The 10,816-nt window shown below is 69.8% G+C and carries 11 protein-coding genes; 7 read left to right on the top strand and 4 right to left on the bottom strand.

Annotated features, from left to right (window positions below; translation table 11 throughout):
* Positions 1 to 76 precede the first annotated feature (76 nt).
* A complete protein-coding gene (locus DMC18_RS15335; RefSeq protein WP_158285916.1) occupies positions 77 to 1,228 on the bottom strand; it encodes a HupE/UreJ family protein in 1,152 nt (383 codons plus the stop codon).
* 7 nt (positions 1,229 to 1,235) lie between these two features.
* The gene (locus DMC18_RS15330; protein ID WP_110120983.1) at positions 1,236 to 2,372 is read right to left on the bottom strand and encodes a DUF3500 domain-containing protein; all 1,137 of its coding nucleotides are present in this window, start codon (positions 2,370 to 2,372) and stop codon (positions 1,236 to 1,238) included.
* Between the two features lie 189 nt (positions 2,373 to 2,561).
* Here DMC18_RS15330 and DMC18_RS15325 point away from each other — a divergent pair, with 189 nt between their 5' ends.
* Positions 2,562 to 4,010 carry a GH1 family beta-glucosidase gene (locus DMC18_RS15325; RefSeq protein WP_110120982.1) on the top strand — a complete coding sequence of 483 codons (1,449 nt, stop codon included), beginning with the start codon at positions 2,562 to 2,564 and terminating at the stop codon, positions 4,008 to 4,010.
* A 112-nt stretch (positions 4,011 to 4,122) separates the two neighbouring features.
* On the opposite strand, the gene DMC18_RS15320 is transcribed toward DMC18_RS15325, so the two are convergent.
* Positions 4,123 to 4,971, bottom strand: a complete 849-nt coding sequence (locus DMC18_RS15320; RefSeq protein WP_110133074.1) for a hypothetical protein — start codon at positions 4,969 to 4,971, stop codon at positions 4,123 to 4,125.
* 295 nt (positions 4,972 to 5,266) lie between these two features.
* On the opposite strand from DMC18_RS15320, the gene DMC18_RS15315 reads away from it, so the two are divergent.
* The 6 genes from DMC18_RS15315 to DMC18_RS15290 all read left to right on the top strand — a co-directional run bounded on the left by DMC18_RS15315 (position 5,267) and on the right by DMC18_RS15290 (position 9,524).
* Positions 5,267 to 5,962 (top strand): TerB family tellurite resistance protein, encoded by a 696-nt coding sequence (locus DMC18_RS15315; RefSeq protein ID WP_110117924.1) that lies wholly within the window; start codon positions 5,267 to 5,269, stop codon positions 5,960 to 5,962.
* A gap of 124 nt (positions 5,963 to 6,086) precedes the next feature.
* Positions 6,087 to 6,386, top strand: coding sequence for a hypothetical protein (locus tag DMC18_RS15310; protein WP_110117930.1), 300 nt, complete (start codon positions 6,087 to 6,089; stop codon positions 6,384 to 6,386).
* 33 nt (positions 6,387 to 6,419) lie between these two features.
* Entirely contained in the window at positions 6,420 to 6,701 is a 282-nt protein-coding gene (locus tag DMC18_RS15305; protein WP_146218091.1) for a hypothetical protein, read from the top strand.
* A gap of 52 nt (positions 6,702 to 6,753) precedes the next feature.
* Positions 6,754 to 7,044 (top strand): putative quinol monooxygenase, encoded by a 291-nt coding sequence (locus DMC18_RS15300; protein WP_110117926.1) that lies wholly within the window; start codon positions 6,754 to 6,756, stop codon positions 7,042 to 7,044.
* A gap of 72 nt (positions 7,045 to 7,116) precedes the next feature.
* Positions 7,117 to 8,175 (top strand): histidinol-phosphate transaminase, encoded by a 1,059-nt coding sequence (hisC, locus tag DMC18_RS15295; RefSeq protein ID WP_110117927.1) that lies wholly within the window; start codon positions 7,117 to 7,119, stop codon positions 8,173 to 8,175.
* Positions 8,176 to 8,432: 257 nt separating this feature from the next.
* The gene (locus tag DMC18_RS15290) at positions 8,433 to 9,524 is read left to right on the top strand and encodes an NADH:flavin oxidoreductase (RefSeq protein WP_110117928.1); all 1,092 of its coding nucleotides are present in this window, start codon (positions 8,433 to 8,435) and stop codon (positions 9,522 to 9,524) included.
* A 174-nt stretch (positions 9,525 to 9,698) separates the two neighbouring features.
* Here DMC18_RS15290 and DMC18_RS15285 read toward each other — a convergent pair whose 3' ends face one another.
* Positions 9,699 to 10,610, bottom strand: a complete 912-nt coding sequence (locus DMC18_RS15285) for an SMP-30/gluconolactonase/LRE family protein (RefSeq protein WP_110117929.1) — start codon at positions 10,608 to 10,610, stop codon at positions 9,699 to 9,701.
* Positions 10,611 to 10,816 lie beyond the last annotated feature (206 nt).

Genomic DNA, 10,816 nt, shown 5'->3' with positions numbered 1-10,816 from the left:
CAGGTTCGCGCCTTCTCCGGAAACGCTGTCACCCCCATCCCCGACCCTTCCCCCATCAAGGGGGAAGGGGGCAGGCCTATGCCAGTCGTGCGTAGAGCCACACCATCGACGCGACCAGCGCTCCGGCCCCCAGCGCCCAGCGGGTCCACACGCCTGCCGCCCGTCGCCGCAGCACGAACACCACCGGCGCCACGGCCGCGACGATCAGCAGCTGCACCAGCTCGATCCCCAGATTGAAGCCCAGCGTCGCGGCCACCAGTTGGCCGGTGGAGAGCTGCAGCGCGCTCAGCGTCTCGGCGAAGGCCAGGCCGTGGACGAGGCCGAAGCCGCCGGCGATCCAGGCCTCGCGCCGGGGGAAGATCGGCCGCAGGGCGTGCAGGGCCGAGATCCCGACCGACAGGGCGATCAGGGCCTCGACGATCTTGCCGCCGGGCGGCAGCCAGCCCAGGGCCGCGCCCAGCAGCGAGATCGAGTGGCCGACCGTGAAGGCGCTGACCCGGGCGAAGGTGGCCCACAGCGCCTTGCGGGCGTCGCCGACCGGCCGCCAGCGGCCGTTCTCGGCGACCAGCGGCGCGGTCAGGATCAGGGTGATCAGGAACAGCAGGTGGTCGGCGCCCTCCAGGATGTGGCGCGCGCCCATGACGACCATGCTGGTCCAGGCCGGCCAGGGCGAGCCCTGGACGCGGTCGATGCGGATCTGCCGCGTCTCGGCCCGCAGCGTGCCGAGCAGACGCGGCTTGTGCGGCAGCACGTTGCGCGCCCAGTCCTGCTCCAGGGTCAGCACCGCCGAGTGGGTGGCGATCTCGCGGACGATGACCTCGTAGTCCAGCATCAGGGACTCCGGCGCCGGGCCGGGCGGCGGGGTCAGGTCGACCTCGACCGTCCATTCGTCGGTGGGGAAGGGCACCTCGTCGACGCTGAGCACCTGCACGCCCCAGGCCGCGCCATTTGGCGAGCGCGGATGGATACGGTCCTGGACATAGGCCGCAACGCCGGCCGCGGTCAGGGTGGGGCGTCCGTCGCCGAGCGGCTTGGGGACCAGCCCGGCCTGGAGGAAGGCGACCTCCAGCCGGTCGGCCGGCAGCCGCAGGTGCAGCCGCCAGGCGTGGTCGAGCACGCGGATCTGGACGAAGGACTTGGCCATCGGGTGGGCGATGGCCAGGCCCGTGGTCAGGAGGGCGAGGCCGGCGGCGAGGATCGCCAGCCAGCTCTTCAGGGGGCGGTTCATGAGCGTGCTAGAACGTGAAGTTGCCGCCATAGTCCGCCGTCTTGTCGCGCCAGATGCTGTGATAGTGGTTGGCGCTGAACACGACGCCGCTCTGGACGCTGAGTTCGATCCAGACGCGCGGGCCGTCGATGCGGACGTAGGAGCCCTTGGTCGACAGGTCCGAGTACGAGGCCCACGAGATGTAGGTCGAGGCCAGGGCCGTGTCGGTGGTGTAGGCGTCGGACTGGCCCGTGCCGTTGGCGTCGGCGGCGTAGGAATTGATCGCGGCCTTGACCAGCGCCTGCTGGGTCGAACTCAGGCTCGAGACCGCCAGGCCCGACTGGGTGGAGGGGAAGTCGCCGTCCTCCTGCGGGCCGACCAGCACGTCGTCATAGGCCTGGGACAGCTTGGCCGAGGCCAGCTGGGTGGACGACAGGCCGCTGAGCATCGCCGCCAGGGTGTCGTGCCGGGTCTGCATCGGCGTGTAGGCCGTGCCGCCGTAGGTGAACGACAGCGGCTCCACCCCGACGAAGTTGGGGGTCATGCTGACATAGTCGCCGGTGACGCTGGCCATGAAGGTGTAGTGGTGGCCGGAGAACTCCAGGATCCACGGGCTGGAGGTCGAGGGCGTGCCCAGGAAGGCGACGTAGTAGAGGTTCTGGCCATAGCCGCTGGCGGCGGTGGCCAGGTACCCGTCGGCGGCGCGCAGGCCGGTCATGGTCGACTGGCCCTGGGTGGTCAGGGCCGCGGCGATCAGGGCCTCGGCGGCGGTCTTCTGGTCGGTGCTGAGCGCGCTGAGCGCCAGGCCCAGGCGGCTGACCGATCCGACCGGCAGGTTCGACCAGTGGTCGGTGGCGTTGGACGAGGTCAGGCTGTAGCTGACCGAACTGAGCTGGCTGCTGCTGAGCGTGGCCCGGAACACGTTGGCCAGGCAGACCAGCTGCGCGCCTTGGGTGCTCTCCGAGCAGGACGTCGAGGCCGTGCTGCTGGAACTGGAGCTGCTCGAGCTGCTGCTGCTGGACGAACTGCTCGACGAGGAGCTGCTGCTGGAGCTGCTGGAACTGGAGCCGCCGCCGCCTCCGCAGGCGGCCAGGCCCGCGGTCAGGGCCATGGCGATGATCGCCGCGACCAGGGCTGAGTTCTTTCGGGCGCCTTCGAGGGCCATGGGTTCTTCCGAAAATGCGATGTTCTGGGACCCAGGGGTGAACGCCGTTCTTTCCCGACCTATGTCGGGTCTGACAAGATGTACGGCGGTTGAAGTGACAAAATCGCGGGCTGGCCAAGTATCCGGTTATAGCTGCATTGTTCCCCCAACGGAGGTTGTGAGCCTCCGATCCAAAGCTGGGGGTGGAGCATGGACGACGGGGGCGTGAGCCGCCGGGCGCTGGGTGCGCTGGCGATTGGTGGAGCGGCGGCCGGATTGGCGGGATGCGCTGATCCGAAGTCCGGCGAGGTGCAGCCGAAGTCGCGCGATTTTCCCAAGGACTTCGTCTGGGGCACGGCCACTGCGGCCTTCCAGACCGAGGGCTCGCCCGACGCCGACGGGCGCGGCCCCAGCGTCTGGGACGTGTTTCAGGACCTGCCGGGCAAGATCGTCGACGGCTCCAACGCCAAGGTCGCCACCGACAGCTATCGCCGCTGGGCCGACGACGTGAACCTGGTGGCGGGGGCGGGGCTGGGCGGCTACCGGTTCTCGATCTCGTGGTCGCGGCTGCTGCCCACCGGGGCCGGCGGCGTCGCCCAGGCGGGGATCGATCACTATTCCCGGCTGATCGACGGCCTGCTGGAAAAGGGCGTCACGCCCTACGCCACGCTGTTCCACTGGGACCTGCCCCAGGCCCTGCAGGATCGCGGCGGCTGGGCGGCGCGCGACACGGCCCAGGCCTTCGCCGACTACGCCGCCCTGGTCGGCGAGCGGCTGGGCGACCGGCTCAAGCGGATCATCGTGCTCAACGAACCGGCCGTGCACGCGGTGTTCGGCCACGTCACGGGCGAGCATGCGCCGGGCCTCAAGGACGTCGCCCTGCTTGGGCCGGTGACCCACCACATGAACCTGGGCCAGGGACTGGCGATCCAGGCCCTGCGCGCGGCCAAGAGCGACTTTTCCATCGGCACCACCCTGGCCTTGCAGCCGTGCCGGCCGGCGGGCGGCCGGCTGGCGTTCTGGAACCGGCTGGCGTCGGACGGGCTCGACGCGCTGTGGAACCGCGCGTGGCTCGATCCCCTGTTGAAGGGCGAATATCCCGACGCCATGGACGAGTTCCTGGGCGACCGGGTGCGGTCGGAGGATCTTTCGACCATCCGCCAGAAGGTCGACTTCATGGGGGTGAACTACTACGCGCCGGCCTATATGCGCCTGGCCCCGATGTCGCCCGGCAAGATCGCGCCCGCCGCGCCGCCCAAGGGCGTGGAGCTGGACGCCTTCGGCCGCCATGTCGATCCGTCGGGCCTGGCCAAGGTGCTGGCGCGGCTGCGCACCGAGTACGGCAACCCGCCGGTGTTCGTCACCGAGAACGGCTGCTCGGACCCGTTCGGCGACGGGCCGGGCATCCAGGCCGACACGTTCCGCATCGCCTTCCTGCGCCGCCACCTGCAGGCGGTGAAGGCGGCCATGGAGGCCGGCTCGCCGGTGAAGGGCTTCTTCGCCTGGTGCCTGATCGACAACTGGGAATGGGCGCTGGGCTACCGCTCGAAGTTCGGCCTGGTGACCCACGACCGGGCGACCGGGGTGCGCACGCCCAAGGCGTCGTACGCCTGGTACGCCGCGCTGGCCCGGAGCGGGATGTTGCCGGCGGCGCCGTGAGGACCGCCTGGCGGCGGCCCCCTCAGTCGCTCCGCGACAGCTCCCCCAGAGGGGGAGCATCTCCAGATCCTCCCCCTCTGGGGAAGGTGGCCCGGAGGGGGTAGCGCCGCGCTCAGTCCGGCTTGCAAATCAGCACGTCCTTGCCGCCGCGCTTGGCGGGCAGGAGGCTGCCGGCGCAGGCCTGCGGATTGGCGGGGTCGATGATGATCTCGCGGCCGGCCGGGATCTTGGCCGGGGTCGCGCCGATGGGGGCCAGCGGCTTCTTGGCCGCCGCCGGTTTCTGGGCGGCCGGCTTCTGGACGGCGGGCTTGGGCGCCGGCGCGGGGGCCGAGACCTCGACCTTGGCGGCCGGGGCTTCCGCCGGCGCGGCGGGCTCCTCGACGGGCGGCGGCGGGGTCGGTTCCGGCGCGGCTTCCGGCTCGGGCTGGGCCGGCACGGCGCTTTTCACGTTGTAGTTCAGGGCCTGGCCGAACAGGTTGGACTTCTTCTCCAGGGCCTTGGCGCGGGTCTCGCAGTCGCCGGGCGGCGACCAGCTCATCCACACCTGGGCCAGGCGCGCCTTGTCGACGGTTTCCGAGCCGCCCCAGATCGAGCGACCTTTCTTCATCGCGGCCGCGCCGTATTCCGAGATCGGGCGCGGGCTGGCCTTTTCGGTGGCGGTGATGGCCGAGGCGTAGATCTTGAGGTCCGAGCGCGCCTGGGTGCGCATCGCCGGATATTCCTTCAGCGCCGCGTCCGCGCCGTCGGGGCCGGGGAAGGCCTTCTCGATCCGCGTCACCTCGGGCATGACCCGATCGTACAGTTCGATGTAGCCGCCGAGCGCGCCGTAGCACCAGGCGATGTAGCCGTACTCGTCGCTGGGCGGCGTGGCCGCGGGCTGGGTGCGCGGCGGCGGAGCGGCGGTGGTCACGGGCGCGTCCTGCGCCATCAGGGCGAGGGCGAAGAGAAGAGCGGTCGCCATACGGCCGGGAATCCTTTCGGTAGCGTCAGCGGACTGACTAGATCATTTCGGGCCGCAATGGGACCGCAGCATGGCGCCGGCGGGATCTACCCGCGCTCCAAGCTCGACCATAACGACGCAAGCGCCGGATGGCTCCGAAGTTCGCGGCGATTCTGAACAAGTTTACATGTGCGGCGCAGCAATCGCCGGGTGGGTCCGCCGCTAGGCGTGTGCTATGAGGCGCTTCCGGAGCGTCATCCTGGAGACGTTCGGATCCGTATCTCCCAGGACCGGCCGGCTTTTAAGACCCCTCCGCATGACCTTCTGGCGCAACATCGCAAGCATCGCGGCCCGCCGTCTGGACCTGGCGGAGTGCGCCGAGTGCCCGCCCGGACCGCCGGGACAGGATCCGGCCTTCTCGACCGCGGTCACGGCGCTGGGCGCCAAGCTAGCCAAGGCCGACGGCAGCGCCGACGGCCACGAGTTCGCGGCCTTCTCGCAGGTCTTCCACCCGGATCCGGCCTCCGAGCAGAACATCCACCGCCTGTACGACCTGGCCCGCCAGACCACCCACGGCTTCGAGAGCTACGCCAAGCGGCTGGCCAAGCGCTATCGCTCGTGCCCGCAGCTGCTGGAAGACGTGCTCGACGGCTTGTTCCACATCGCCAAGGCCGACGGCGCGGTGACCCAGGACGAACTCGACTACCTGGAGCGGGTGGCCGCGCTGTTTGGCCTGTCGCCGCTGGCCTTCCGCCGTCTCAGCGCCACCCACCTGGGGGCGGGGGCGGACGACCCCTACGTGATCTTGGACGTGCCGGCCGACGCCGACGACGCCGCGGTGCGCAGCGCCTGGAAGCTGGCGCTGTCGGACGCCCACCCCGACCGGGCTCGCGCTCGCGGCCTGCCGGCCGAGTTCATCGAGGTGGCCGAGGCCAAGGCGGCCGCGATCAACGCCGCCTTCACCACCGTCATGCGCGAGCGCAGGGAACTTGGACTGGCCGCCGCGGGTTGAGCGGAAAAGTCTTTGTGATTGAACCCAATGGGTGTTCAGTTGACGTTCAGACCTCCGAAGCCAACCTAAGGGGCGAGGACGGAGATTCTGGGCGCTCCGGCGCCGATCGAGGACGACGATGACCATGACCCTGGGCGCGAACATCGGCGCGACGCAGTCTTCGGCTTGGCGCGGCCTGGCCGGAGTGATCGGCGGCGTGGCCACGGCGATCGCCGTCTCGGTGGCCGCCATCGTCGCCGTCGTGTTCGCCGCCACCCTGGTGGTGGTGGGCTTCATGGCCACCGCGCTGCTGGGCCTGGCCGCCTTCGCCCTGCGCGGCCGCCGCCACGCCCACGCCAAGGCCAACGCCGATCCCAACCTGATCGAGGCTCGCAACGTCGGCGGCCACTCGTGGGTCGCCTACGGCTGGAACGAGCGGCGCTGACCTGATCCTCGGCTTTGGTCCGACCGGCGCGCCGTGCTCCAACGCATTCCAAACTGGGTTTCAGCGGTGTTCACCTGTGCGGTGATCGCCAACCTGATCGCTTTCGCCGTGGTTTGCGGCCGCTACGGCTGGGCGCTCGGCGGCAAGGTCGAGGCCGGCCGCTATTTCCTGAACAACCACGGCCTCTATACGCGGGTGAGCCAGCAGGTCTTCGTACTCGACGCGGCTTGGTCCTACGCGTCCCTGCTCGGGCTTCTGTCCCTGTACGCCCTGGCGAAGGCCCATAGGCGATCCGGCTCCGGGACGAGCTTGTAACTTCGCTCTCGCTCGTCCAACCTGCCTTTCAAACAAGCGTTGGGAGGCGAGCATGATCGGCGTGGTGGCGACCCTGAAGGTCCAGCCGGACAAGACGTCCGAGTTCGAAGCGGTTTTCCTGGGCCTGGCCGCCAAGGTGAAGGCCAATGAGCCGGGCGCGATCGTCTATCAGCTGACCAAGTCGAAGACCGAGGCCGGCGTCTACAAGGTGCTGGAGCTCTACGCCTCGGAGGACGCCCTCAGGCGCCACGGCGGGACCGACTATTTCAAGGCCGCCGGGGCGGCCATGGGGCCGTTCATGGCCGGCCGTCCGGAGATCGAATATCTCGACGCGGTGGAGTAGGGCGCGCTTGCGCTTGACGCAGGCCTGAGGTTTCGCGCATCCCGGCGACCGCAAGTCGCTGGGAGCAAGACCTTGAGCCGTTTCTGGAGCCCGCTGGTCCACAAGCTGTCGCCCTATGTGCCGGGCGAGCAGCCGAAGATCGCCGACCTGGTCAAGCTGAACACCAACGAAAGCCCCTATGGGCCTTCGCCCAAGGCCGTCGAGGCGATCGCGGCCGCGGCGGGCGAGGCCCTGCGGCTCTATCCTGATCCGACCTCCACGGCGCTGCGCGAGGCCCTGGCGGCCTATCACGGCGTGGCCGTGGAGCAGGTGTTCGTCGGCAACGGCTCGGACGAGGTGCTGGCCCACGCCTTCCGCGCCCTGTTGGGGCACGATGCGCCGCTGCTGTTCCCCGACATCACCTACAGCTTCTATCCGACCTATTGCCGGCTGTTCGACGTGGCCTACGAGACCGTGCCGCTGTCCGATGACCTCAGCGTGCGGATCGAGGACTATCGCCGCCCGTCCGGCGCGATCATCGTCGCCAACCCCAACGCCCCCACGGGCGTCGCCCTGACCCGCGCGCAGATCGCCCGCCTGCTGGCCGAGCATCCCGACAAGCCGGTGGTGATCGACGAGGCCTATGTCGATTTCGGCGGCGAAAGCGCCATCCCGCTGGTCGCCGACCATCCCAACCTGCTGGTCGTGCAGACCATGTCGAAGTCGCGGGCCCTGGCGGGCCTGCGGGTCGGCTACGCCATCGGCGACGCGGCCCTTATCGAGGGGCTGACGCGGGTGAAGGACAGCTTCAACTCCTACCCCCTGGGCCGTCCCGCCCAGGCCGGCGCGCTCGCCTCGATCGAGGACGAGGCCTTCTTCCAGGAAAGCTGCGCCCGCGTGATCGCCGGCCGCCGTCGCCTGGTCGAGGGGCTGGAGGCGCGGGGCTTTGCCGCCCCGGCCTCGTCGGCCAACTTCGTCTTCGCCCGCCACGCCTCGCGGCCCGGCGCCGAGCTGGCGGCGGAGCTGCGCAAGCGCGGCGTCATCGTCCGCCGCTTCGACGCGCCGCGCATCGGGGATCACCTGCGGATCACCGTCGGGACGGACGGCCAGATCGACCGCCTGCTGGGGGCGCTGGACGAGATCCTGGGGTAGCTCTCCCCGTCGTCATCCCGGCCGCAGCGCAGCGGAGAGCCGAGACCCAGGGGACTGGGCTCGGCGCCTGGATCAGGCGCCCGGCGGCGGCTATCGCATTGCGACGGCCCCTTGGGTCCCGGGCTAGTTGGCTGGCAGGGGTTTTCTTTCCGAACGGGCCACACCAGATACAACGACCGTTGCAGTATTTCTGCATGGCGGTCGCTCCGAACAAGTGTTTGGATCGCATCGGTTCATACTCCTGCTGGAGCGCCCGCATGGCCCTCGACGCCCTCTTCAAGCCCTTCGAGTTCAAGTCGCTGAAGCTGCCCAACCGGGTGGTGATGGCGCCGATGACGCGGTCGTTCTCGCCTGGCGGCGTAGCCACCGACGACGTGGCCGCCTACTACGCCCGCCGCGCGGCCGCCCAGGTGGGCCTGATCGTCACCGAGGGTACGGGCGTGGCCCGGGCCGCCTCGCTGAACGACGCCAACATTCCGCGCTTCCATGGCGAGAAGGAACTGGCGGCCTGGAAGAAGGTGGTCGACGACGTTCACGCCGCCGGCGGCCTGATCGCGCCGCAGCTGTGGCACGTGGGTTCGGCCAAGGGCAAGGACGTGCTGGGCAAGATCGACAGCCCCTCGGGCGTGTCCAAGGCCGGCGGCTCGCCGTTCACCGAGCCGATGACCGACGCCGAGATCGCCGACACAATCGCCGCCTTCGCCACGGCCGCCGCCGACGCCAAGCGCCTGGGCTTCGACGCCATCGAGCTGCACGGCGCTCACGGCTACCTGATCGATCAGTTCTTCTGGAACGGCACCAACCTGCGCGACGACGGCTTCGGCGGTCCGACCATCGCCGAGCGCAGCGCCTTCGCCGCCGAGATCCTGAAGGCCGTCCGCGCCGCCGTCGGCCCCGACTATCCGGTGATCATCCGCCTGTCGCAGTGGAAGCAGCAGGACTATGCGGTGAAGAACGCCGAGACCCCGCAACTGCTGGAAGCCTGGCTGCAGCCCCTGGCCGACGCCGGCGCCGACATCTTCCACTGCTCGCAACGCAGGTTCTGGGAGCCGGAGTTCGAGGGCAGCGACCTGAACTTCGCCGGCTGGACCAAGAAGCTGACCGGCGCCCCGACCATCACCGTCGGTTCGGTGGGCCTGTCGGGCGAGTTCATCGCGGCCTTCGGCGGCGAAGGCAGCCAGCCGGCCTCGATCGACGGCCTGCTCGAACGCCTCGACCGCGGTGAGTTCGACCTCGTCGGCGTCGGCCGCGCCCTGCTGCAGGATCCCGAGTGGGTGGTGAAGATCCGCGACGGGCGGAACGACGAACTGCAGAGCTTCTCGCGTGAGGCGCTGGGGGTGCTTTATTGATCTTCCAAGTCCCTCTCCCCTTGGGGGAGAGGGTGGCCTCCCGGAGGGAGGTCGGTTGAGGGGTTGCACGTGCAGAAACGCCGCGACGGCCGATCGGCTGTCGCGGCGTTTGGCGTCTGAGAGACCCCTCATCCGTCGACTTCGCCGACACCTTCTCCCGCAAGGGGAGAAGGATCATTGATTATAGTTCAGCCTCAGCCCCGGCCGCTCCCAGCGACCGCGCCAGAGCTTCCCGGTCCCGGATCCGGTGATCCACACGTCCCGGAGATCCGCCCCGCCGAAGCAGAGGTTGGTCACGATCACGTCCGGAACCGCCACGTGCTCGGTGGTCCCGTCCGGCGAAAAGGCCGTGATCCCGCCGTTGATGATCGTCGCCACGCACACCCGCCCGTCGGCCTCGACCGCCAGGCTGTCGAGCAGCTGGTAGCCCGGCAGGTTGCAGATCACGCGGCCGGGCTGGAGCGGGGCGGGCGGGGCCAGTTCGCCGGGGGCGACGACGTCGAAGGCCCACAGGCGGCCCAGCATGGTGTCGGCGACATAGACCACGTCCTGCGCCGGCGACAGGCCCACGCCATTGGGCGAGATCAGGTGGTCGCGGGCGCGTACGATATGGCTGCCGTCGGTCCTGGCGTAGTACAGCGCGCCGTACTTGCGGCCTTCCGGCGTCGAGCAGCCGTGGTCGGTGAACCAGAACCCGCCCTGCTTGTCGAAAACGAGGTCGTTGGGGCCGACCAGCCGCTTGCCGTCGCAGGCCTCGTACAGCGTGGTCACCGCGCCGGTGGCCAGATCCACCCGCTGGATCGAGCCGCCCTGGTGGCTGGCGGGCGTGGGGCCAGGGATGTTCAGCCCGCCCATATCGAAGAACTCGAAGCTGCCGCCGTTGTTGGTGACATAGACCGCGCCGTCCGGGCCGATCGCCGCGCCGTTGGGGCCGCCGGGCAGGTCGGCGACGGTGGTCCGGGTTCCGTCCGGGGCGATGCGGGTCAGGGTCTGGCGCTGGATCTCGACCAGCAGCACCGAGCCGTCGGCCATGGCGATCGGGCCTTCGGGGAATTGCAGGCCTTCGGCGACGAGGGTCAGGTCCATGTCGTCTCGCTCCCTGGATGCGCGCCTCTGTTGGACGCTGCGGGGGAGTAAACGGTCGTTTGAACCGGGCCGCAACCCACTCAGGCGTCAGCGAGCAGCCGGGTCAGGTCTTCGGCGTTGAGTCCGCGCGGGGCCAGGCGCGCCGACTGGCCGGCCCACAGGTTGGTGAAGTCGGCGTTGGTCCCGTCCTGGCGCAGCGGCGTCAG

Source organism: Caulobacter sp. D5 (genome assembly GCF_003185805.1).
GTDB lineage: Bacteria > Pseudomonadota > Alphaproteobacteria > Caulobacterales > Caulobacteraceae > Caulobacter.
This window is presented reverse-complemented; position numbering and strand designations above follow the sequence as displayed.

Excerpts from the sequence above, each read along its gene's own strand:
- DMC18_RS15335 (WP_158285916.1), bottom strand. The coding sequence starts at position 1,228 with ATGAACCGCCCCCTGAAGAGCTGGCTGGCGATCCTCGCCGCCGGCCTC.
- DMC18_RS15330 (WP_110120983.1), bottom strand. The coding sequence starts at position 2,372 with ATGGCCCTCGAAGGCGCCCGAAAGAACTCAGCCCTGGTCGCGGCGATC.
- DMC18_RS15325 (WP_110120982.1), top strand. The coding sequence starts at position 2,562 with ATGGACGACGGGGGCGTGAGCCGCCGGGCGCTGGGTGCGCTGGCGATT.
- DMC18_RS15320 (WP_110133074.1), bottom strand. The coding sequence starts at position 4,971 with ATGGCGACCGCTCTTCTCTTCGCCCTCGCCCTGATGGCGCAGGACGCG.
- DMC18_RS15315 (WP_110117924.1), top strand. The coding sequence starts at position 5,267 with ATGACCTTCTGGCGCAACATCGCAAGCATCGCGGCCCGCCGTCTGGAC.
- DMC18_RS15310 (WP_110117930.1), top strand. The coding sequence starts at position 6,087 with ATGACCCTGGGCGCGAACATCGGCGCGACGCAGTCTTCGGCTTGGCGC.
- DMC18_RS15300 (WP_110117926.1), top strand. The coding sequence starts at position 6,754 with ATGATCGGCGTGGTGGCGACCCTGAAGGTCCAGCCGGACAAGACGTCC.
- DMC18_RS15290 (WP_110117928.1), top strand. The coding sequence starts at position 8,433 with ATGGCCCTCGACGCCCTCTTCAAGCCCTTCGAGTTCAAGTCGCTGAAG.
- DMC18_RS15285 (WP_110117929.1), bottom strand. The coding sequence starts at position 10,610 with ATGGACCTGACCCTCGTCGCCGAAGGCCTGCAATTCCCCGAAGGCCCG.